This is a genomic window from Tritonibacter litoralis (assembly GCF_009496005.1).
Classification (GTDB): domain Bacteria; phylum Pseudomonadota; class Alphaproteobacteria; order Rhodobacterales; family Rhodobacteraceae; genus Epibacterium; species Epibacterium litoralis.
This window is the reverse complement of the sequence record NZ_WIBF01000014.1, coordinates 16,021-37,231: the sequence shown is the minus strand read 5'-3', so window position 1 is coordinate 37,231 and position 21,211 is coordinate 16,021. Positions and strand designations below refer to the sequence as shown.

The window sequence follows — 21,211 nt, the reverse complement described above, 5'->3', positions numbered from 1 at the left end:
TCACAGAATGACCCTCGCCCCTTGGGCCTGGCACCGCGCTGCGCGCGGTGCCAGGCCCAAGGCCGCACAGAAGGCGCTTTGGCGCAGCCAAGGCGTCTGCGGGCACGGGAGGGCCCCGACCCGTTTACGTGTGAAGAAAATGTTCCAAGTTGGCGCGCACAGCGGGCCATTCGGCGGCGACAATGGAATAAACCGCCGTGTCCCATTTGCCATCACCATATGCGACCGCAACACGCCATCCAGTTTCGCCCCCAGCCGTTCAATCGCTTGGCGACTTTGCCGGTTCATCACATGGGTCCGAAACTAAACTGCAATCGCGCCTTTGTCCTCAAACACATGTTTCAGCATCAACGCCTTGCAAAGCGTGTTAAGACCAGTGCGCTGCGTCGATTTCCGAAATCAGGTTGAGCCGCTCTCAACCCGCTGATGGGCTGCGTCAATGTTTACAAACGTGGTCATGCCCACGGTCGTTCCAGAACCGTCTACCACCGCAAAAGGCACCATGCTGCCCTTGGCCAACAGCGTCAGACGGCGATTGATTTCCGCTGGGACGCCTTCTGGCTCTGGCACATTTGTGTACCACAGTTTGTGCAGGTCCCCGTCTGCAACGGCTGCGGCCAGGTCAGATGCATGATCCTTGTGCAGGGGCACCAGCGTCACGGTCTGACGTTTCAATTCGATGGGTTCAAGCCACATGTTACGCTCTCTTCTTTTTGACAGAGCGTATCAATGAAAGAAAAGCGGCCCCCGCAAAAGGGCCGCTTTCTGATGATTTAGTCAGGCCAATTTGAGTTAGGCGAAGACTTTGCTCAGTGCCGCATCCAAGGTATCGATGATTTTGTTGACGTCATCTTCGGTAATAATCAGAGCAGGGCTGAAACACAGGGTGTTGTTCTTGCCCGGGATCGAGCGGTTGGTCACACCGATCAGCACGCCTTGTGCACCCATCTCACCGACCACTTGTTGGGCCAGTTTCTCATCCACCGGGGTTTTGCTGTCCCGATCTGCAACCAGCTCGGCACCCAGGAACAGGCCTTTGCCGCGCACGTCGCCAATGACGCTGTGCTTCTCCATCAGCCCTTCCAGTTTGGCGCGCATCAGGTCACCCATTTTGGCGCAATTGTCCAAAAGGTCCTCGTCCTCGATGATGCGCATGTTCTCCAGCGCAGCCGCCGGGCCTGCGGTGCAGCCTCCAAAGGTGGAGATATCGCGGAAGTAGTTCAGCGGATCAGAAGAATCGTCTTTGAACATTTCAAAGACTTCCTCGGTTGTGACCATGCAGGCAATCGCCGCATAGCCCGAAGCAACACCTTTGGCCATGGTCACAAAATCCGGTTTGATGCCGTAGTGCTGATAGCCAAACCAGGTGCCGGTGCGGCCAATGCCGCAGACCACTTCGTCAATGTGCAAAAGCACGTCATATTTCTTGCAGATTTCCTGCACGCGCGGCCAGTAGCCAACGGGAGGTTCAATCACACCGCCACCTGCGGTCACCGGCTCCAGACACAGGGCACCGACGGTTTCGGGGCCTTCCCGCAGGATCACCTCTTCGATCTGATTAGCGGCGGCAATGCCAAATTCTTCGCCGGACAGATGCTCCAGTCCCAGCTCATGCTTACGGTATTCCATGCAATGTGGGACTTTGACAAAATCCGGCGCAAAGGGGCCGTATTGCACGTTGCGCTCGTCCTGACCACCTGCGGACATCGCTGCCAGGGTCGAGCCGTGGTAGTCGCGGTCACGGTACAGGATCTTGGTTTTCTTGCCGCCATATTTCTTGTGCGCGATCTGACGCACCATTTTAAAGGCTTTCTCATTCGCCTCAGAACCGGAGTTCACATAATAAACGCGGCTCATGCCTGGCATCTTGCTGATCAGCTTCTCGGCATAAAGAGAACCTGGGATAGAGCCTGCGGAATTGGCGAAATAGCAGACTTTCATCATCTGGTCATAGACCGCCTTGGCGATGGATTCGCGGCCATAGCCCACGTTCACGGTCCAAACGCCGCCGGACACTGCATCCAGAAACTCTTTGCCGTTTTGGTCCCAGACGCGCATGCCTTTGCCTTCGACGATCACGCGCGGATCTGTGGTTTCCAAAGGTTTATGCTGCAAAAGATGATGCCACAGATGGGCTTTGTCGGCTTCGACAACATGGCTGAGGTCATTCTCAGAAAACGCGCCTTGCATATTATTGTTCCTTTCCAGCGGAGTTTCTCGATGTCCCCCTGCGATTTGGGGGGTGTTTTCCATCCAGTGACCGATCTTTTCCGCCTTTGACAGGGCCAGTTTCTGGACCTGTTTATATCCAGACCGGTTTGAAACGGCTTTCTTGCCCCAACCTTTGTGTGATCCAAGCGGGGCGCCTATTTTTTAATCACTGTGCCGCAGGATGGGTCCGGTTTTCAATCTTGGGCGGCCAAATGTGATTCCGGAAACTTTGATCTCTATCGGCAACATCGTCCGGTATTGTGGACATTCGGGCGTGGAACTGAACCCTGCGGTGACGCTGGTGATCTGCAATTTGACGTTATCGGCCACAGCGCCGGATTTTGCGCGTGCTAAGGACCGGGTGTTGATAAATGCTTGGCCAATTCGGTCGAGGCCGGGCGGCTCTGCCGCTGTTCCACTCCAAAGAAAGACAGAGCTATGTCGAATTTTGTCCTTACTGTTCAATGTACGTCGCAGCGTGGATTGGTGGCTGCGGTGTCCACCTTCTTGTCCGATCGGGGCTGCAATATCACCGATGCGGCACAATTCGACGACAAGGAAACGGGTCGCTTTTTTGCGCGTCTGGCCTTTGAAGCACCTGAGAGCGAAACCCTTGAAGGGTTCAACGAAAACTTTGCTCCCGTGGCCGCGCCCTTTGACATGCAGTTTGGCTTTCATGCGCAAGGCACCAAAATGAAAGTGCTGATTATGGTCAGCCGCTTTGGTCACTGCCTGAACGATCTTCTTTATCGTTCGCGCATTGGCGCGCTGCCGATTGAAATTGTTGGCGTGATCTCGAACCACATGGACTACCAAAAGGTCGTGGTGAATGCGGATATTCCGTTCCACTACATCAAGGTGACCAAAGAGAATAAGCCCGAGGCCGAAGCCGCGCAGATGCGTGTGATTGAGGAAACCGGTGCAGAGCTGGTGGTCTTGGCCCGTTACATGCAGGTGCTGTCGGATGAGATGTGCACCAAAATGTCTGGTCGGATCATCAATATTCACCACTCATTCCTGCCGTCCTTCAAAGGGGCCAACCCTTACAAGCAAGCGTTTGAGAAGGGCGTAAAGCTGATTGGCGCGACCTCGCATTATGTGACTGCGGATCTGGACGAAGGACCAATCATCGAACAGGACATCGTACGCATCACCCATGCGCAATCCGCATCGGATTACGTGTCCCTGGGCCGTGACGTCGAAAGCCAAGCGCTGGCGCGCGCGATCCATGCGCATGCCAACCACCGTGCGTTCCTGAACGGAAACAAGACCGTTGTGTTCCCGGCGTCGCCCGGCAGCTATGCGTCAGAACGCATGGGCTAAGCCGCCTGAAAGGTCGAAACGAAAAAGCGCCCCGTCACAGATGTGAGCGGGGCGCTTTGTTTTTCATATCACCGCGGATCAGGCGAAGGAAACTCCATTCATCTCCATCGGAAGCGCCGTCACCAAAGGTCCGGCAGCCGCAGCAATTGCATTTGCCAAAGCGGGTGCAGCAGGGGGAACACCGGGTTCGCCAACCCCTGTCGGCGCTTCGGCAGACGGCATTATGTGAACTTCGATCGCCTTGATATCGCCGATCCGCAGCGGCTCATAGTCCGGGAAATTGGACTGATCCACTGCGCCGTCGGTCAGCGTAATGTGATCGCGCATCGCGTGGCCGATACCATAGCCGATGCCGCCTTCCATCTGCGCGACCACCACATCCGGGTTCACGGCAATCCCGCAATCGACGGCACATGTGACTTTCTCAACCACAATGCCGCTGTCCACATCCCCTGAGATTTCGACAACTTCCGCCACATAGGAGCCAAAGGATTTGTGAACCGCCAGCCCCTGTGTGCGACCGGACGGTGCCTGACCCCAACCTGCTTTTTCGGCAACCAGTTTCAGAACACCCGCGTTGCGATCGGCATCTTTGCTGCCTGTCAGATGCGCCAGACGGAATTCAAGCGGATCACGACCAGCGGCCTGTGCAACCAGATCCATCATGGTCTCCATCACATAGGCCGTGTGGGTATGCCCGACCGAACGCCACCACAGAACCGAGGTTGCTTTGGGCGTATCGGTGAGGCCCACCGCCATTCCAGGGATCTGATAGGGGCTGTCAGCCACCCCTTCAATAGAGGTATGGTCAACGCCATCATGGACCAGCATGGGTTCAAAGGCGGTGCCTTTGACAACGGGTTGCCCGGCGATCTGGTGGTGCCAGCCGACAATGTTACCATCAGCATCCAGGCCCACGCGCACCTTGTGACCAAAGGCGGGACGATAATATCCGCCGCGAATGTCATCTTCGCGCGTCCAGACCAGTTTCACAGGTCTGCTGCGGTCCGTCATGACAAAGGCCAGTGCTGCCTCCACCTGGTAATCGGCGTCTGGTGTCGCGCGTCGACCAAAGGAGCCACCGGCCAGCATCGTCTTGATATGGATCTTCTCAGCCGGAAGGTCAAAGATCTGCTGATAGGCCATATGCGGTCCCGTTGGGATCTGTATTCCATCATGCAGGACGATGTCGCCATCTGCGGTCTGTTCGATGGTACAGTTCAGCGGCTCCATGGGCGCATGGGCCAAAAGCGGGAAGTAGAAGGTTTTTTCCACCACCGTTGCGGCCCCGTCGATGGCCTGCGCCGCAGCGGCAGCATCGCCGTCGTTGGCGTTATACTGCGGGGACGTCTCAAGCGCGGCGCGGATCTCAGCTTCGATCTGGTCAGAGCTGCGCGTTTCCGCGTTTGACATATCCCAGGTCACATCCAATGCATCCCGCGCCTGAATTGCGGCCCAGGTGTTTTCAGCATAGACCGCGACTCCGGCCTTGTTTGGCAGAATGGCCGCGTTGACAAACCCTTTGACATCACGGGATGCGCTGTCATCAAAGGCGGTGGCAATGCCCCCGCGGGCTTCGGGGCGGGCAATCAGAACAACCATCTGGTTGGGCAGATGCATGTCCATTGCATATTGTGCATGCCCGTTGGTCTTGATCGGGGAATCCTTGCGCCGCACATGGGGGTTGCCGATCAGCTTGAATTCAGCGGGATCTTTCAGGCGCGGTTCTGCAGGCGCCTCCAGTGTTGCGGCGAGGGCGACAAACTCAGCAAGAGGCGCTTCCCGTTCGCCCCCTTTTACAATGCCCTCTTCAATGCTGATAACTTCTGCCGACACACCCCAGGTTTCTGCCGCCGCCGCAATCAGCATCTCGCGTGCAGCAGCACCCGCCTGGCGATACTGCGCCCAGGAGTTCGCCATTGCCGTTGACCCGCCGGTGCCCTGAAACGGGCCAAAGGCGAGGTTGTTGTAAAGCTTGGGGTCAGAAGGAGCGAATTCATATTCGATCTGATCCATCCTGAGCCCGATTTCTTCGGCAATCAATGTGGGCAGGCCGGTTGCCGGGCCTTGTCCCTTTTCAAAGTGTTTGACGATGGCTGTCACGGTGCCGTCAGCGTCGATTTTTACAAACGGGTTGAACGGGCTGCTGCCTTCAGAACCCGCTGCCAGAACACCATCGTCGCGTGCACCGATCAGAAGAACGGCGGATGCCGCTGCCGCAGTTTTCAAAAAGCCCCGGCGAGAAGTGGTAAGTGTCATGGATCAGGCCTCCAGGATTTCGGATGCGCGTTGAATGCCCTTGCGGATGCGCTGATAGGTGGCGCATCGGCAGGCATTGCCGCTCATGTAATCGTCGATTTCTTCGGCGGTTGGTTTGGGGTTTTCGCTCAGCAGGCCAACTGCGGACATGATCTGCCCGGATTGGCAATAGCCGCATTGTACGACGTCCAATTCGACCCAGGCTTGCTGAACCGCAGCGCCGATCTTGTTCTCGCTCATGGCTTCAATGGTAGTGATCTCGGCGCCTTCGACGTCTTCCACATAGGTCTGGCAGGAGCGAACCGGTTCCCCATCCACATGAACCGTGCACGCCCCGCAGGACGCCACACCGCAGCCAAATTTTGTACCCGTCAATTTCAACTCATCCCGGATCACCCACAAAAGCGGCGTGCCCGGTTCGGCCACCACGTCATGTGTGGTGCCGTTCAACGTCAACTTCAGAGTCATTGGAAATCTCCCATTCGCGCTTGCATCCAAAGGATTTGGTAAACTGGCTCGTTTACTGTAGGCTCAGATCACGGCGCTTGTAAACTCTGGAGTGTACTTCAGGTCATTTGCCCCATCGCGTGAAAGGCACTATAGCTGTGGATATGAAGGCAGGCGGAGCAGTAAACAGGTCGAAGTACGACCAGATAATTAGAGCGGCCGTGGCGGAATTCCAGGATCGGGGGTTCGCCGCGACCAGCATGGACCGTATCTGCGCCGAGGCCGAAGTGTCCAAGCGCACGCTCTATAAGTACTTCGAAAGCAAGGATAACCTGTTCCAATCCATCGTGGGTTTGATGGCGGACCGCTTTGCTGATGCGCTGACGCAAAAATTTAATCCAGACAGGGATATTCGCGAACAGCTTACGGAACTGGCCTGGGCCGAAGGCCGATTGCTGATCTCCGCGGATGTGATGGCAATGGCCCGCATGGTGATCAGTCAGGTGCTGTTGTCACCGGAGCTCGGCGCGCTGGTACAGGACAGGGTCGATTCGCACAGCGTGTTTTTCCACATGATGCGGGATGCGGACGCGGCGGGCCATCTGGTGATTGATGACCCGGACCGTGCAGCAAATGAATTCATTGCCCTGATCAAGGCCAAAGCCTTCTGGCCCGTTATTCTGGGCGGCCCGATGCTGACTGAGGACCAAATGTCAGACCTGGTGCAGCATACCGTCGATATGATCATGAGCCGTTACGCGCCCTGAGCGACCCCATCGGGCAGATCAGACAGAGCTGCCTTCCAGCCGGGCTGAGGTATCCTCATCCAATGCTCCAACGGCCATCTGGGCAAAGGCCGCCCGCCAATCCTCGGACAGCTGTTCCAATGAGGCCAGGGTTTTGGCATCGACCGCGGAAACCTTGCGGGTCAGCCGGGCGCGTGTCACGTCAGCAACGGTCCAGTTGGGGCAGGGGCGGTCGACCAAATGGATCTCATCACCGGCCTGCACCTCGCCGTTTTCCAGCACGCGATAATACCATCCGGTGCGGCCGGTCTTTTGAAAAGAAAAGGCCATGCGTGGTTCATTTGTATGGGCGTTCAGCTTCCAGCAGGGTTGCCGCCCCTGGCTGATTTGAACCAGCGCCTCACCCAGGCGAAAGATATCGCCGATACAGACCTCGGTCTCCACCAGACCTTTGGTCGAGATATTCTCGCCAAAAGAACCGGGAACCAAATCCGGGCGGTCCAGCTTCTGTTGCCAATCTGCGTAATGGTCTGCGGCATAGTGATGGACGGCTTTGTCTGCGCCGCCATGTACGCCCATATCCGCCTGCCGGTCGCGATCAAAACCAGTGTGAGACAGGGTCAACCGGGCCAGGGTTTCTTTCTTGTCGATGGCAGAGGCTGGGCGGCCGGGCCACAAAGCTTTGACACTGCCGATGTAGATGGCGTCGATTGTTGTTGCTTGGATCATGTCATTTCCCCCTCTGGGTGCAGCATGCGTTTGCTGTGAGTGCCAAGCCGTTTCGCGGTCCAAGGGGAAAGGTTCGGCAGGTTACAATTGCAAAGTCCAGGGGCGCGTCCACGGTGACCCTACCATAGGTCCCACCCTGCCCAAACGGGTACGATTGTCACAGGCGATCAGGCCTGTGTCAGCTGTCCAACAGTTTGCGATACCGCAACGCGACCCAGATGAGGGCGGCCAGAAACAACACGGCCATCGCGTACCACGTCAGCGCATAGGACAAATGTGAGTTTCGGAAACGCACAATGGTCAGCCCACCGCGCGGTGCAGTGCCAGCAGGTGACAGGTAATCGGCGTCTACGAAATACGGCAGCGCTTCAGGCAGGTTCAGGGCCGCCGACATCTGCATCGTGTCCCGCGCAACCCAGCGGTTGCTTGCAGGGTCATTGGTCTCCAGCAAGGTGCCTTTGGGCTCACTGGGGCGGATCAAGCCTGTAATCTCCGCTGGTGCGGGCACCCATTGATCCGATGATTTCTTGTCATTGGGGACAAAGCCGCGGTTCACCCAGATCAGGCCAATTTCAACCTCATAAGGCTGCATCACCCAATATCCGGGGCCAAGCTCGGTCACCGCTTTGACCAGGATATGCTGGGGCATGGGCGTTCCAGTGAAACCCACCCGCAAATAGGGATGCGCCTCAGCGTCAAAGCGCGCAGGCAAGGCCTCAGCCTCTCCAAAGGCGCGCGCTTCGACAGTTTCAATCAGATCCAGCTTCCAGGCCAATCGGCGCATCTGCCAATTGCCCAAAAGCACAAAGGTCACGACCATCACAGCGGAGATCAGCACCAACAGGGCTGTTCCCCATCCGGGGCGACGGTCGTGGCCTTTTTGGGTCATGGCAGGTTGCGGACCCGTTCGATCTGTTCATGGGCTGGCATCATGTTTTCTTCCAGGTTGAACATGACCCAGATCGAGCCCGACAGGACAATAACCAGCAACAGAATGGTCAGACCCATGGACATGGCCTGCCAGCCTTGTTCGGCCTTGATGGTCACATGCAGGAAGTAGTGGATATGCACCAGCATCTGAGCACCGCCCAGAATGAAGATGATGGCCACTGCAACACCTTTGTTGTCCAAGGGTTCACCCATGACTACCCAGAACGGGATCACGGTCAGGATGACGGACAGAACAAAACCGATAAGATAGGATTTCAGCGACCCGTGGCCGCCCTTTGCATGATCGCTCACAGCAGAACTCCTGTCAGGTAAACCAGTGAAAAGACGCCGATCCAGATCAGATCGAGGAAGTGCCAGAACAGGCTGAGGCACATGACCCGGCGCTTGTTCTCATGGGTGAGGCCCCGCTGGGACAGCTGGATCAGCAGAACCACCAACCAGATGCTGCCGCCCAGGACGTGCATCCCGTGGGTGCCGACCAGGAAGAAGAAGGACGACAGGAAGGCACTGGCCTGCGGGGTTGCGCCCAGGTGGATCAGGTGGCTGAACTCAAGGACTTCCAGATACAGGAAGGCCACGCCAAAACCGCCGGTGATCACCAGCCACAGCAATGTGCCCTTCAGATCATTGCGATCCATCCGCAGCACGGCAAAGCCATATGTGATCGAGGAGAACAGGAGCATGAAGGTCGAAACCAGGATCATGTCCAGTTCAAACAGGTCCACCGGAGCCGGGCCAGCCGCATAATTGCCGCCCAACACAGCGTAGACCGCAAAGAGGATGCCAAAGATCAGGCAATCGCTCATGAGGTAGATCCAGAAACCCAGCATGGTGCCGGTTTCATGATGGTGTTCGCCGTGGTCCCCATCGTGATGATGGGGATCTTCCGTGACGAAAAACTGAACGGGTTCTTTTACAGTTGTGTCAGTCATTAGTCCGCCGCCTTTGCCAGCTGCTGAGTACGCTGATTTTCGATCTCACGCACTTCCGCGGCTGGGATGTAATAGTCGCGGTTGTAGTTGAAGGTGTGCCCAATGCCGTAAACCACGGCCATGACAAAGCTTGCGGCTGCAAGCCACCAGATGTGCCAGATCAGAGCAAATCCCATAACGGTCAGCAGACCCGCCAGCACAACACCGGTTGCGGTGTAATGGGGCATGTGGATCGGCATGAAGCCATCGGTCGGGCGCTCGTAACCTTCGCGCTTCATATGGGTGAAGGCGTCGATTTCATGCACTTTCGGAGTGAAGGCAAAGTTATAGTAGGGCGGCGGTGAAGAGGTCGCCCACTCCAGCGTACGGCCATTCCAGGGATCGCCGGTCTCATCCGCCAGCTCTTTGCGGCGCATGATGGAAACGATGATCTGCAGGACAAAGGCACCGATGCCTGCTGCGATGAACAACGCCCCGACCAGAGCTACGATGAAGTAGACCGAGTAGAACGTGTCCTCAAACTGGCTCAGACGGCGTGTCACACCCATCAGGCCCAGCACATAAAGCGGCATAAACGCGAGGTAGAAGCCGATGATCCAGCACCAGAAGCTGACCTTGCCCCAGAACGGATCCAGGCTGAAACCAAACGCCTTGGGCCACCAGTAGACGATACCGGCAAAGATCCCGAAGACCACGCCACCGATGATCACATTGTGGAAGTGCGCGATCAGGAACAGCGAGTTGTGCAGAACATAGTCCGCAGGCGGAACCGCCAGCAGAACACCGGTCATGCCACCGATCACAAAGGTGATCATAAAGCCCATGACCCACAGCATCGGCACGTCAAACCGCACGCGACCCTTGTACATGGTGAACAGCCAGTTAAACAGCTTGGCCCCAGTTGGGATCGAGATGATCATGGTTGTGATGCCAAAGAAGGCGTTCACATTGGCACCGGCCCCCATGGTGAAGAAGTGGTGTAGCCAAACGATGTAAGACAGAACCATGATCACGCAGGTCGCATAAACCATCGAGGTGTAACCAAACAGGCGTTTGCCGGTGAAGGTCGGCACGATCTCGGAAAAGATACCAAAGACTGGCAGAACCAGAATGTAAACTTCTGGGTGACCCCAGATCCAGATCAGGTTCACATACATCATCGGGCTACCGCCCAGATCATTGGTGAAGAAATGGGTGCCCAGATAACGGTCCGCAGTCAACAGCGCCAGAGTTGCGGCCAGTACCGGGAAGGTCGCCACAATTAGAACGTTGGTACACAGCGTGGTCCAGACAAAGACCGGCATCTTCATGTAATCCATGCCCGGTGCGCGCATCTTGACGATGGTAACCACCAGGTTGATACCGGACAGGGTTGTCCCGATCCCGGCAATGTTCAGCGCCCAAAGGTAATAGTCCATCCCGACAGAGGGGCTGTAATCCAGACCGGAGAACGGCGCATAGGCCAGCCAGCCCGCAGTTGAGAACTCACCCACAAAGAGCGAGATCATGATCAGGATGGCGCCGGACACTGTCAGCCAGAAGCTGAAGTTGTTGAGGAAGGGGAAGGCCACGTCGCGCGCGCCGATTTGCAGCGGCATCACATAGTTCATGAAACCGGTGACGAAGGGCATCGCGACAAAGAAGATCATGATCACACCATGTGCGGTAAAGATCTGATCGTAGTGGTGGGCGTTCAGGTAACCTTCCCCGCCCGAAGCCGCGAGAGCCTGATGGCCCCGCATCAGCAGTGCGTCGGCAAAACCGCGCAGCAGCATGACAAGGCCAAGGATCATATACATGATCCCGATTTTCTTGTGGTCAATTGAGGTGAACCAGTTCTTCCAGAGGTAGCCCCACAGGCGGAAGTAGGTCAGCGCGCCAACCAGGGCGAGCCCGCCCAGGATAACGCCAATGAAGGTCACCAGAACGATTGGTTCGTGAAAAGGGAATGCGTCCCAGGACAGCTTTCCCCAAAAGGGATGCACGTCAAGTGCCGAAGCACTCGTGCCATGATGAGCTGAAGAAGCCATAACGGTCTCTATCTTTGTTCGTTTCAGTTTGCGTTCAAAGGAGCGGTCAGCGTCATCGCTGTTACCAGGTCATCCTTTTTGATACGCAGTTCAGGACGGATCAGAGCCATCAGAGCGCCAGGATCGTCAGCCGAGCAGATGCCGCGGAACATATCGCGGTTCCACAGACCTTCCAGGCCGCCGCCGCCAAGGGCATCCACCATCATCATGTCATGACGGCACAGATCTTCGCCGTTGACACAGGTGTTGACGATACGTTCCCAAAGGCTGTCATCCAGACGACCGTAGTAGGTCACCGGATGCGCGATGCTCTTTTGGTTCAGGGCTTCCAGTGTGTCAGTATCCAGCACTTTGTCATCGCCACGGACCTTTTCGACCCAAGCATCAAAGTCAGCCTCATTCAGACCGTGGAACTTGAACCGCATCTGCGAGAAACCCTCGCCCGAATAGTTGGCCGAGAACCCTTTGTAGATGCCAGGTTCGTTGATCACCGCATTCAGTTCGGTCTGCATGCCGGACATGGCATAGATCTGACCCGCCAGCGCCGGAACATAGAAAGAGTTCATCACCGTGGTCGAGGTCAGTTGGAACTCGATCGGGCGATCAACAATGGCCGCCACTTCGTTCACCGAGGCAATGCCCAGTTCCGGATAGATAAACAGCCATTTCCAGTCCATCGCGGCAACCTGGATGACCATGGGCTCGACAGATTCGTCGATGGCCTGGTCCGCCGAGATGCGCGACAGCGGTTTATAGGGATCCAAACGGTGAGTCGCCACATAGGTGAGACCGGCAAGGCAGATGATGATCGCCAGCGGTACGGACCAGATAATGATCTCAAGCGTGGTGGAATGGTGCCAATCGGGCTCGTAAGCCGCGTTTTTGTTGGAGGCGCGGTAGCGATAAGCAAAGAAGACGGTCAGCGCCAGAACAGGAACGATGACAATCAACATCAATATGGTGGAGTAGACAATCAGGTTCGCCTGTTGGACAGCAACGTCGCCCGAAGGATTCATAACAACCAGATTGCACCCAGATAGGAGGAAGGTCGACAAAAGTGTCGATGCAATAAGTGCGCGTTTCATTTAGTCTTTCTCACGAAGTGAGACTGAGGGAGGAGGAGGAAGCTTGCACGTCAGTCTCAGGCGGCCAGCGGCGCCCTTTTGCGCCAACTTTTTGCCAGTTGCAATGCGACAAATGATGTCTCGTGGATGGGCTTTTGCTTGATGCCTAGCAGGTGGGCATGCATGATCCTCTTATGGAGAAGAGGAGTATTAAATGAACAGCGTGAACCATACGCACATGCATGAGGCTACGATCGACGAGATCGTGATCACCGTCGTCATGGCCCGCGTCACAGATTTCTTCGGATTTTTTGTCTACGCAATTGCATCGGCTCTGGTCTTTCCCAGATTGTTTTTTCCAACATTTGACCCCGTAACCGGCACGCTTTTGTCGTTTGCGATCTTTTCCCTGGCGTTTTTGGCCCGCCCTGTGGCCTCGATGTCGGGACGTGTGATCCAGCGCAAGATCGGCCGCGCGGGCAAGGTGACGTTGGCGCTGGTGATTTTAGGCACTGCGACAATGGCGATCGGCATGTTGCCGGGCTATGACAGCATCGGCTGGTGGGCACCGGTCCTGCTGGCGGTTCTGCGCATTTGTCAGGGTCTTGGGCTAGGAGGCGCCTGGGATGGTCTGACGTTGCAGCTGCAACACAGTGCGCCAGAAAATCGCCAAGGATTTTATGCAATGGTGCCCCAACTGGGTGGCCCGATTGGATTCGTTGTCGCGGCTTCGCTGTTTTATGTGCTGACAGGGTTCCTGACCGAAGAAGAGTTTTTCACCTTTGGCTGGCGCTTCACCTTCTTTGCCGTGCTGGCCGTGAATGTGGTGTCGCTGTTTGCCCGCCTGCGCCTGTTAAACGCGGATTGGGGCGTAGAGGAAGAGCTGGTGACCTCGGCCCCGATGCGCGAGCTGATCACCAACCAATGGCGTCCGATTCTGCTGTCGGCCTTTTTGCCGCTGGCCAGCTATGCGTTGTTCCACATGGTGACGGTGTTCCCCTTGGGCATTACCAATTTGTTCACGGGCCGGGACGTGTCGGACATTCTGTTTCTGCAGCTGATCGGTGGCACACTGGCGGTGTTCGCAGTTATTGCAACCGGTGTTTTGGCAGATCGTTTTGGACGTCGCTATGTGCTGGGAGTGTCAACGGTATTGATCCTGGTGCTGTGCCTGCTGATCGGCACTTTGGTCACCAATCCTGCGGTGTTCATTGTCTTTGGCTTTGTCGTTCTGGGTCTGACCTATGGGCAGGCCAGCGCCATTGTGCCACGCCGGTTTGAGCGCAAGTACCGCTATTCCGGCACGGCCTTGGCAACCAATCTCAGCTGGATCCTGGGCGCAGCCTTTGCGCCGCTGGTTGGTTTGGCACTGGTTGCGGGCTTCGGCCTCTGGGCTGCGGCGATCTATTTGCTGTCTGGGGCTGTGGTGACCTTTGTCGCGCTGCGCATTCTCTCCAACAGCGAAGCAGCAACCTGACTTTAGGGTCATCAAGCAGTGGAAGGCGCGGGCGGTGTCCGCGCCTTATTTTTTGGCAGCCGTTGCTTCGCCATCTGGTGAGAACCGAAACAGATCCGCTATCTTCTGCGTCTGGTCATAGATAAAACCACTGACCGTGCGGATCCGCTCCAAGTGTTTGTAATCCTCGGGGTAGAGCAGCCAGTAGCTGCGGCAAAAGGTGATCTCATCCGGCAGCACTGGAACCAACCCATGGTTGCGGGCGATAAAGCAGGGCAAGACCCCCATGCCGATGCCCGCCCGCACTGCATCCAGTTGCGCCTTGACCGTCGCCCCTTTGTAGACCACCCGCAGCTCGTCCGAGATGTGGCGGTTGAAATCCAGTTCGGCAGTGTAAAGCAGCGCATCGATGTAGCCTACAAAGGGGAAATCAATCAGATCCCCGCGCCCAAGCGGTTGATCTGGCAACAGATCGGGGTGGGCATAAAGGCGCAGATCATAATCGATGAGTTTGCGCATCACCACGCGCCCGGTTTGCGGGCGGTCCAGGCTGACGGCAATGTCCACATCCCGGCGCCACAGCTTGTGATGCGCGGGGACCGGCACCAGCTCGACCTCATATCCCGGTGCGCTGCGGATCAGCTCTGGCAGAACATGGGACAAGACTGCATTGCCAAACCCATCGGGCGCACCCACACGGACGCGGCCAGTATGACTGTTGTTGTAACGTCCCAGCATATCTGCCACAGCACTGGCGGCGTTTTCCATGTCCTGAGCCTTTTCCAGGATCAGCGCCCCGGCCTCTGTCAGCACCAAACCGTCTTGTGAAGGTTCGAACAGGGTGCATCCGGCTTCATCTTCAAGCTGACGCAAACGCCGCGCAACAGTTGTGTGGCTGACGCCCAAGCGTTTTCCGGCCTGGCTCAGCCGACCGGTTCGTTCGATCTCTAAAAAGACCCGGATGTCATCCCAATCCAGCTGCACAAAACCCCCACATGCTGATTTTGAACACTCTAGCAGGGGTATGCCGCTGGGGTCACGTACCTGTTGTGTCCAGGGACTGCGGCACAATTGTCGCGGTCTGCCATCCGTTAACACTATGGATGGTCAGCACAATATTCGTTTTCTAAAATACTTCAAAGCTGCTATGCCACGGCTCCAATCTCGTTTGAAGGAGAGGTCGAAATGCAAGATTTGTCGCCCAAAGACACGGATGAGACCCCAAATGAGGTCGGAGCGGTCGTGAACCTGCTGCCCGCAGGAGAGCTGGACCAGCTGGCGCAGGACACAGAAACCGACAAGAGCTCGAAACGGCACGATTACATGCGGTTTTACGAGCATCTGCTGGCCCCGTATCGCAATCAAGAATTCTCATTCCTGGAACTGGGTGTCGGCTTGCCAAGCCGTCGTGCCCCGTCCTTGCGCACCTGGAAAGCTTACTTTCCCAAAGCGCGGATCATCGGCGTCGATATCCGACCGGGCGCGCGCGACTTTGAAGAAGACCGCATCCATATCGAGATCGGCAATGCCGCACGCCCGCGGTTTTTGAAACGGGTGTTTCGCAGCTATCAGCCCTCGATCATCTTGGACGACGCATCGCATTTCTGGTCGCATCAGATCATCGGGTTCCAGACATTGTTCCCGATGTTGCCGCCCGGCGGCGTCTATATCGTTGAAGATGTCCACACCAGTTTTCTGGCCCAGACAGAAGGCTCGCAATACGCTGATTATTCAGAGAGCTTCTGGTCTTACTTCAACAGGCTACAATCCGCCGTGGTCTGTGCACAACGCCACGGCCCCACGTTGAGCATCGAGGAAAACCGTATAGCGTCCTGGATCGACGCCATATTTGTCACCCGCAAATCCGTTGCCGTGGTCAAACGTCAATCGCCCCGCCGACGGGAATGGATGTCAGCGCCAGAGGCCTGATCCATCACCCGACAATTGAAAATCCGCCGTCGATCATATGGACGCCGCCCGTGACATTGCGCGCACCGTCGCTGGCCAAAAAAGCGGCATAGGCGCCAACATCGTCAATGGTTGCAAGGTGGTGGGTCGGCGCGCGTTCGGCCGCCTCCGCCAGCATGTCATCAAAATGCGCAATTCCTGAGGCCGCACGCGTTTGCAATGGACCCGGTGACAGACAGTGGACCCGGATGCCTTGGCCGCCCAGCTCAGCCGCAGCATAACGGGTGGCGCTTTCCAGCGCCGCTTTGACAGGGCCCATGACGTTGTAATGCTCCACCACTTTTTCCGAGCCATAAAAAGACACGCTCATACAGGTGCCACCTTGTGCCATCAAAGGTTCAGCCTGCTGGATCATCCGCAAAAAGGAGTGCACGGACACATCCATCGCTTGTGTGAACCCTTGGGCGGAGCAGTCGATGACCCGACCGTGCAGGTCCTCTTTGGGGCAGAAGGCAATCGAATGCAAGAGCGTGTCCAACCCGCCCCATTGCGCGTGGATCTGACCAAAGACCGTGTCCAATTCGCCAGGGACCGAGACATCAAGCGGCGCAATAATCTCCGCACCCAAGTCTTCGGCAAGCGGACGTACAAACCGTTCCGCCTTGGCGTTCAAATAGGTGATCGCCAGCGCATGCCCGCTGTCTTTTAAGGCTTTTGCACAGCCATAGGCGATGGACTCCGCGTTGGCCACGCCAACAATCAATGCACGCTTTTGGGACATTCGACCTCACCTATCACATTGAATTTCTGCACTGCAGCATATGAGGCCGCTGTGACATGGCTGTGATGCCCTCGGCAAGCGCGCGAAGATCGCAGTTACATTTGTGAAGTAACCCAGCCCCTGATCATTCAAATAATCGCTAGCGGTTTCCAACCAAATGCTAAACTTTGGCACGTCGTGGCGTCCGCTGGTTCATCGCCTGCAGTGGTCTTTCCCATCATGAAGAAGGCAGAGGTGCAGGTCCGCAGGGTGTCTAAGAAAACGGCCGCCGCAGTGTTTCATGTGAGACATGCGACGGCCGGTGATTGGGTGTGTCTTACCAGGAATTGTAGGACAGGAATTTGCCAGACATTTCCACCTTGACCCGGTCGCCCTTCTCGTGGGGAACCTTGGTCACGGACATGTCAAAATCAATCGCGGACATGATGCCGGTTCCGAATTTCTCTTCGATCAGCGCTTTCAGGGTCGGGCCATAAACGCCAACGATCTCATAAAAGCGATAAATGCACGGATCCGTTGGAACCGCCTGTTCCCAAACCTTGGTGGGCGGCTCGGCCAGAACGCTTGCGGCTTCCTGTGGCAGGGCCAGTGCAGCCACCAGAGCCTCGGCCTTCTCTTCGGGGAAGCCGTTCATGCCCATACAGGCCGAATGGGTCCACACAGGAGACATGTCGATCTGCTCGGCGATGCCTTCCCAGGTCAGACCGGCCTGCTTTTTGGCAGACAGGATCATCATGGTTACGTCTTCTTTTGTCATCATGGTCGGCACCTCAAATGCGTCTTTCATGGGGTATCCTCCTCTTGGATGGTTGGGCGCAAATCCTTGTCTGGCCCTGTGAAAATGGATGAAAACGGCGTGGGTTTATTCGTTGCTAACCGCACGCAGCGTCGCGGGTTCAGATTGAGCCTCGGGCGGGGTTGCCGTTTTGTCGATCACTACGGATTCCGGCGATTGATCGTCGCCATGGGACTGCTGTCCTGCCAGCTCTTTTGAACGCTGGCCGAGGAACTGAACCAGATGGTTGCGGATCGCATAGTAATTGGGATGTTCCACAATCTCGGTCCGATTGCGCGGGCGCGGGATGGTGATCTCTACCGACTCTGCCACACGGGCAAAGGGGCCGTTGGTCATCAATAAGATCCGGTCCGCCAGCAAGATCGCCTCATCAATGTCATGGGTGATCATGAACACGGTCTGCTCGGTCTGGCTCCAGACTTTGATCAGCTCATCCTGAATGGTGCCTCGGGTCAACGCATCCAACGCGCCAAAGGGTTCATCCAGCAAAAGCAGTTTGGGCTGATTGGCAAAGGCCCGCGCAATCGACACCCGTTGGCGCATGCCGCCTGACAGTTGGCTTGGCTTGCGGTTGATCACCTCGCCGTCCAGCCCCACCATCGCCAGATACTCTTTGGCATGGGCCTCGACCTTGTCCTTGCTCCAACCCGGATAGCGCGCTTTGACGCCAAAGGTCACGTTCTTCAACGCCGACAGCCAGGGCAACAGGGAATAGTTCTGAAACACCACACCCCGGTCCAATGACGGGCCCGAGACATGTTTGCCGTCCATCTTGACCACGCCAGACGTGGGTTCAGCAAGACCGGCAAGAATGTTCATAATGGTGGATTTGCCACAGCCCGAATGGCCCAGGATGCAGACGAATTCGCCCTTTTCCACGCCAAAGGTGCTGTTTTCAAACACGGTCAACGTGCCGCCCGCGCCGTCGGGGAATTGTTGGGTCAGACGTTCAATGGAAAGAAATGGTTTTGCCATGACAGCGCTCCTTATTCCGCGTATTCGACGGCGCGTTGCAGACGGGCAAAGGCTGCGTCCAGCAACATGCCCACAACGCCGATCAACAGGATGGCAACGATCATTCGGTCCAGCCGCAAGCCGTTCCATTCGTTCCAGACGACGTAGCCAATGCCAGTGCCGCCAACGAGCATTTCAGCCGCCACAATGACCAGCCAGGCGATGCCAATGGAAATCCGCATGCCGGTGATAATGGTGGGGGCCGCAGCTGGCAGGATCACGGTGACCGCAGTGCGCAGCGCGCTCAGCTCATGGGTGCGGGCAACATTTACCCAATCGGCGCGCACGTTTGCCACGCCAAAGGCCGTATTGGTTAGCATCGGCCACAACGAGCAGATGAAAATCACAAACAGCGACGACAGCTCGCTGTCGCCAATGGTGAACAGCGCAATTGGCATCCATGCCAGCGGTGAAATTGGTTTCAGAACTTGGATAAAGGGGTCCAACGCCTTGTAGACCATCGGCGACATGCCGATCAAGAAACCCAAGGGGATCGCAACCAATGCCGCCAGCGCATAGCCGATCACAACACGTAACAGCGAATACCCCATCTGGATGCCGTATCCCATGTCATTGGTCCCGTTGACATAAAACGGGTCGGTGACGGTGGCCCACAGCTCTTTGCCCACCAAGGTAGGCGAGGGGAACAGCGATCCGGGCGCAGGCGCTGAATCCTGGTCCGGTACGCTGATGCCAAGCGCACGTATGCCGCCCGCCGCCTCGATCATATCGCGCGAGAGGTTCAATGAGGCGATCTGTTCCAGCTGGGCAAACTCAACGCCCTGGCTTGCATAAAACTCAATATCTTCGGGCAACATGTTGTTGGCCAGCAATGCGTCTTCTTCGGCCTGTGACAGCTCCACGCCAATTGGACCTGTATCCGGCACATAGGTCGTGACCTGCCAGATGAACAGGCCAGCAATTAGAATAACCAAAGATAACAAAGAGCTACGCATATCGAGGTTTCGGATCATTCCGTCACTCCTGGGGCATCAAAAAGGGGGAGCGGGGCAACGGATTGCCCCGCACAATGGTGTGTTCATCCGTGCCTTAACTGTGGGTGAACGGCTGGCTGTCGATGAAGTCTTGCGCCGCTGCAGGGTCGAAAGTCTGGCCCTGAATATCCACCGGTGCATAAACGTCCTGTTCAGCGTCAGCGAAACTCAGGTTCTGATCGGCAATCATCATCGTGCGCATGTGCTCACGGGTGGTGGTTGTCAGAACCAGATCTTCGGCCAGAGTTGCATAGTTGGTGTCATCGTCGATGTAGTTCCAGCGACGCAGCTGCGCCAGAACCCAGGTGCCCATGGTCTGGGTCGGCAGTGGCATGAACGAGATCCGGTCAGGAACGTTCTTGATGTTGCCTTGGCCATCGGGGAATACGCCGGTCAGGATCTGTTTCAGGATCTCAACAGGCTGGTTCAGATAATTGGCCGGTGCCATGGATTCCGCAAAGGCCACACGCCCCGAAGAGGTTTCCGCAGCCGCTGTCGCCTCAAGGATAGAGGTGGTCAGCGCAATGGTGGTGTTCGGGTTTTCCGAGATGAATTTCTCGGACAGGCCAAAGACGCAGCAAGGGTGCTGTTTCCACAGATCCAGGGTCAATTTGTGAATGAAGCCAACTTGATCATAGACCGCACGCTGACAGAATGGGTCCGGTGCAAGATAGCCGTCGACGTTGCCTGCACGCAGGTTTGCAACCATTTCTGGCGGTGGAACCACGCGGATCTGGATATCGCGATCCGGGTCCAGTCCCGCATCCGCCACATAGTTCCGCAGCAGCAGGTTGTGCATCGAGTACTCGAACGGCACGCCGAATTTGAAACCTTTCCAGTTTTTGGGATCCTGGTTATCGATATGCTGGTTGGCCAGAACGATCGCCTGACCGTTGGTGTTCACGTTGGACACCACTTTCCACGGCTGTGCAGTGGAGCCCAATCCCAGAGACATTGCCATCGGCATCGGGAACAGCAGGTGGGAGCCGTCATATTCGCCGTTCAGGCATTTGTCGCGCGATACCGCCCAACCGGCGGTCTTTACAATGTCCACGTCCAGACCATAGCGCTCATAAAAGCCCAAAGCGTGGCCGCCAATGATTGGAGTGGCGCATGTGATCGGAACAAAGCCAAGCGTCAGTTTGGTTTTTTCCAGATTCTTGATCGCTTCTTCGGCCATCAGCTGTAGCGAGGACAGCGGGAAGACCGTGGCCACCGCCGCCAACGCGCCGGTGACGCCTGCGCTCTTCAGGAAGGCACGGCGCGAAACGTCGGTTTTAAAGAGGCCCTGCATCACCGCGCTTTCCAGCGTGCGGGTCATGCCAACCTCAGGATTCAAGGATTGCTTTGCGCGGCGTGTCAGAAGCTCTGCATCTTCGGCCGTCAGGCCCGCATACGGATCCGCAGGCTCACCAGAAGCCTCGCCACATTCGTTCCAAACGTCGATGTTTGGGTTAAACGGGTCTTTAAAGTGCGTCATAAAATACCCCTGTCTCTGTGTTTTATGAGTGTCCCCCAAGGCGTTGTGCCCCAGGCTGGTTGTTGCAGCGGCTCAAACACCCAAAACAC

The 21,211-nt window shown here is 56.6% G+C and carries 21 protein-coding genes; 4 read left to right on the top strand and 17 right to left on the bottom strand.

What is annotated here, in order from left to right:
• From GFB49_RS21440 to GFB49_RS17910, 3 genes are all read right to left on the bottom strand, one after another.
• Positions 1–288 (bottom strand): hypothetical protein, encoded by a 288-nt coding sequence (locus GFB49_RS21440; protein ID WP_343032628.1) that lies wholly within the window; start codon positions 286–288, stop codon positions 1–3.
• 111 nt (positions 289–399) lie between these two features.
• Complete coding sequence (locus GFB49_RS21435; protein ID WP_343032627.1) at positions 400–696, bottom strand: GNAT family N-acetyltransferase; 297 nt, start codon at positions 694–696, stop codon at positions 400–402.
• A 96-nt stretch (positions 697–792) separates the two neighbouring features.
• On the bottom strand, positions 793–2,190 hold the full coding sequence (locus tag GFB49_RS17910; RefSeq protein ID WP_153217313.1) for an aminotransferase family protein: 1,398 nt from the start codon (positions 2,188–2,190) through the stop codon (positions 793–795).
• 459 nt (positions 2,191–2,649) lie between these two features.
• Here GFB49_RS17910 and purU point away from each other — a divergent pair, with 459 nt between their 5' ends.
• Positions 2,650–3,534: a formyltetrahydrofolate deformylase gene (purU, locus tag GFB49_RS17905; RefSeq protein ID WP_153217312.1), complete on the top strand. Its 885-nt coding sequence runs from the start codon at positions 2,650–2,652 to the stop codon at positions 3,532–3,534.
• 78 nt (positions 3,535–3,612) lie between these two features.
• Here purU and GFB49_RS17900 read toward each other — a convergent pair whose 3' ends face one another.
• Together GFB49_RS17900 and GFB49_RS17895 are read right to left on the bottom strand one after the other, a co-directional pair.
• Positions 3,613–5,793: a xanthine dehydrogenase family protein molybdopterin-binding subunit gene (locus tag GFB49_RS17900; protein WP_153217311.1), complete on the bottom strand. Its 2,181-nt coding sequence runs from the start codon at positions 5,791–5,793 to the stop codon at positions 3,613–3,615.
• Between the two features lie 3 nt (positions 5,794–5,796).
• Positions 5,797–6,261, bottom strand: a complete 465-nt coding sequence (locus GFB49_RS17895) for a (2Fe-2S)-binding protein (RefSeq protein WP_153217310.1) — start codon at positions 6,259–6,261, stop codon at positions 5,797–5,799.
• 143 nt (positions 6,262–6,404) lie between these two features.
• On the opposite strand from GFB49_RS17895, the gene GFB49_RS17890 reads away from it, so the two are divergent.
• Positions 6,405–7,007: a TetR/AcrR family transcriptional regulator gene (locus tag GFB49_RS17890; RefSeq protein WP_153217309.1), complete on the top strand. Its 603-nt coding sequence runs from the start codon at positions 6,405–6,407 to the stop codon at positions 7,005–7,007.
• Between the two features lie 18 nt (positions 7,008–7,025).
• Here the strand turns inward: GFB49_RS17890 and GFB49_RS17885 are convergent, their stop codons facing one another.
• The 6 genes from GFB49_RS17885 to cyoA form a co-directional block, all read right to left on the bottom strand.
• Positions 7,026–7,715, bottom strand: a complete 690-nt coding sequence (locus GFB49_RS17885; protein WP_153217308.1) for an MOSC domain-containing protein — start codon at positions 7,713–7,715, stop codon at positions 7,026–7,028.
• A gap of 178 nt (positions 7,716–7,893) precedes the next feature.
• Positions 7,894–8,604, bottom strand: coding sequence for an SURF1 family protein (locus GFB49_RS17880; protein ID WP_153217307.1), 711 nt, complete (start codon positions 8,602–8,604; stop codon positions 7,894–7,896).
• Positions 8,601–8,957, bottom strand: coding sequence for a cytochrome o ubiquinol oxidase subunit IV (gene cyoD, locus GFB49_RS17875; protein ID WP_343032626.1), 357 nt, complete (start codon positions 8,955–8,957; stop codon positions 8,601–8,603). Before cyoD ends, GFB49_RS17880 begins: the two co-directional genes overlap by 4 nt.
• The gene (gene cyoC, locus GFB49_RS17870; RefSeq protein WP_153217306.1) at positions 8,954–9,598 is read right to left on the bottom strand and encodes a cytochrome o ubiquinol oxidase subunit III; all 645 of its coding nucleotides are present in this window, start codon (positions 9,596–9,598) and stop codon (positions 8,954–8,956) included. The genes cyoD and cyoC overlap by 4 nt, the downstream gene beginning before the upstream one ends.
• Entirely contained in the window at positions 9,598–11,628 is a 2,031-nt protein-coding gene (gene cyoB, locus GFB49_RS17865) for a cytochrome o ubiquinol oxidase subunit I (RefSeq protein ID WP_153217305.1), read from the bottom strand. Before cyoB ends, cyoC begins: the two co-directional genes overlap by 1 nt.
• A gap of 23 nt (positions 11,629–11,651) precedes the next feature.
• Positions 11,652–12,713, bottom strand: coding sequence for a ubiquinol oxidase subunit II (gene cyoA, locus GFB49_RS17860; protein ID WP_153217304.1), 1,062 nt, complete (start codon positions 12,711–12,713; stop codon positions 11,652–11,654).
• A 193-nt stretch (positions 12,714–12,906) separates the two neighbouring features.
• On the opposite strand from cyoA, the gene GFB49_RS17855 reads away from it, so the two are divergent.
• Positions 12,907–14,169, top strand: a complete 1,263-nt coding sequence (locus tag GFB49_RS17855; RefSeq protein ID WP_153217303.1) for an MFS transporter — start codon at positions 12,907–12,909, stop codon at positions 14,167–14,169.
• Between the two features lie 45 nt (positions 14,170–14,214).
• Here GFB49_RS17855 and GFB49_RS17850 read toward each other — a convergent pair whose 3' ends face one another.
• The gene (locus GFB49_RS17850) at positions 14,215–15,132 is read right to left on the bottom strand and encodes a LysR substrate-binding domain-containing protein (RefSeq protein ID WP_194269391.1); all 918 of its coding nucleotides are present in this window, start codon (positions 15,130–15,132) and stop codon (positions 14,215–14,217) included.
• 201 nt (positions 15,133–15,333) lie between these two features.
• Between GFB49_RS17850 and GFB49_RS17845 the strand changes: the two genes are divergently transcribed.
• Positions 15,334–16,077: a class I SAM-dependent methyltransferase gene (locus tag GFB49_RS17845; RefSeq protein WP_153217301.1), complete on the top strand. Its 744-nt coding sequence runs from the start codon at positions 15,334–15,336 to the stop codon at positions 16,075–16,077.
• 4 nt (positions 16,078–16,081) lie between these two features.
• On the opposite strand, the gene fabI is transcribed toward GFB49_RS17845, so the two are convergent.
• The 5 genes from fabI to GFB49_RS17820 form a co-directional block, all read right to left on the bottom strand.
• A complete protein-coding gene (fabI, locus tag GFB49_RS17840) occupies positions 16,082–16,837 on the bottom strand; it encodes an enoyl-ACP reductase FabI (RefSeq protein ID WP_153217300.1) in 756 nt (251 codons plus the stop codon).
• A 316-nt stretch (positions 16,838–17,153) separates the two neighbouring features.
• On the bottom strand, positions 17,154–17,624 hold the full coding sequence (cynS, locus tag GFB49_RS17835; protein WP_246149784.1) for a cyanase: 471 nt from the start codon (positions 17,622–17,624) through the stop codon (positions 17,154–17,156).
• A 75-nt stretch (positions 17,625–17,699) separates the two neighbouring features.
• Positions 17,700–18,608: an ABC transporter ATP-binding protein gene (locus GFB49_RS17830; protein WP_153217299.1), complete on the bottom strand. Its 909-nt coding sequence runs from the start codon at positions 18,606–18,608 to the stop codon at positions 17,700–17,702.
• Positions 18,609–18,619: 11 nt separating this feature from the next.
• Positions 18,620–19,621 (bottom strand): nitrate ABC transporter permease, encoded by a 1,002-nt coding sequence (ntrB, locus tag GFB49_RS17825; RefSeq protein WP_246149783.1) that lies wholly within the window; start codon positions 19,619–19,621, stop codon positions 18,620–18,622.
• Positions 19,622–19,697: 76 nt separating this feature from the next.
• Positions 19,698–21,122, bottom strand: a complete 1,425-nt coding sequence (locus tag GFB49_RS17820) for an ABC transporter substrate-binding protein (RefSeq protein WP_153217298.1) — start codon at positions 21,120–21,122, stop codon at positions 19,698–19,700.
• Positions 21,123–21,211 lie beyond the last annotated feature (89 nt).

What these genes read in the sequence shown, in the direction of transcription:
- GFB49_RS21440 (WP_343032628.1), bottom strand. Translation starts at nt 288, where the DNA reads ATGAACCGGCAAAGTCGCCAAGCGATTGAACGGCTGGGGGCGAAACTG.
- GFB49_RS21435 (WP_343032627.1), bottom strand. Translation starts at nt 696, where the DNA reads ATGTGGCTTGAACCCATCGAATTGAAACGTCAGACCGTGACGCTGGTG.
- GFB49_RS17910 (WP_153217313.1), bottom strand. Translation starts at nt 2,190, where the DNA reads ATGCAAGGCGCGTTTTCTGAGAATGACCTCAGCCATGTTGTCGAAGCC.
- purU (WP_153217312.1), top strand. Translation starts at nt 2,650, where the DNA reads ATGTCGAATTTTGTCCTTACTGTTCAATGTACGTCGCAGCGTGGATTG.
- GFB49_RS17900 (WP_153217311.1), bottom strand. Translation starts at nt 5,793, where the DNA reads ATGACACTTACCACTTCTCGCCGGGGCTTTTTGAAAACTGCGGCAGCG.
- GFB49_RS17895 (WP_153217310.1), bottom strand. Translation starts at nt 6,261, where the DNA reads ATGACTCTGAAGTTGACGTTGAACGGCACCACACATGACGTGGTGGCC.
- GFB49_RS17890 (WP_153217309.1), top strand. Translation starts at nt 6,405, where the DNA reads ATGAAGGCAGGCGGAGCAGTAAACAGGTCGAAGTACGACCAGATAATT.
- GFB49_RS17885 (WP_153217308.1), bottom strand. Translation starts at nt 7,715, where the DNA reads ATGATCCAAGCAACAACAATCGACGCCATCTACATCGGCAGTGTCAAA.
- GFB49_RS17880 (WP_153217307.1), bottom strand. Translation starts at nt 8,604, where the DNA reads ATGACCCAAAAAGGCCACGACCGTCGCCCCGGATGGGGAACAGCCCTG.
- cyoC (WP_153217306.1), bottom strand. Translation starts at nt 9,598, where the DNA reads ATGACTGACACAACTGTAAAAGAACCCGTTCAGTTTTTCGTCACGGAA.
- cyoB (WP_153217305.1), bottom strand. Translation starts at nt 11,628, where the DNA reads ATGGCTTCTTCAGCTCATCATGGCACGAGTGCTTCGGCACTTGACGTG.
- cyoA (WP_153217304.1), bottom strand. Translation starts at nt 12,713, where the DNA reads ATGAAACGCGCACTTATTGCATCGACACTTTTGTCGACCTTCCTCCTA.
- GFB49_RS17855 (WP_153217303.1), top strand. Translation starts at nt 12,907, where the DNA reads ATGAACAGCGTGAACCATACGCACATGCATGAGGCTACGATCGACGAG.
- GFB49_RS17845 (WP_153217301.1), top strand. Translation starts at nt 15,334, where the DNA reads ATGCAAGATTTGTCGCCCAAAGACACGGATGAGACCCCAAATGAGGTC.
- fabI (WP_153217300.1), bottom strand. Translation starts at nt 16,837, where the DNA reads ATGTCCCAAAAGCGTGCATTGATTGTTGGCGTGGCCAACGCGGAGTCC.
- cynS (WP_246149784.1), bottom strand. Translation starts at nt 17,624, where the DNA reads ATGAAAGACGCATTTGAGGTGCCGACCATGATGACAAAAGAAGACGTA.
- GFB49_RS17830 (WP_153217299.1), bottom strand. Translation starts at nt 18,608, where the DNA reads ATGGCAAAACCATTTCTTTCCATTGAACGTCTGACCCAACAATTCCCC.
- ntrB (WP_246149783.1), bottom strand. Translation starts at nt 19,621, where the DNA reads ATGATCCGAAACCTCGATATGCGTAGCTCTTTGTTATCTTTGGTTATT.
- GFB49_RS17820 (WP_153217298.1), bottom strand. Translation starts at nt 21,122, where the DNA reads ATGACGCACTTTAAAGACCCGTTTAACCCAAACATCGACGTTTGGAAC.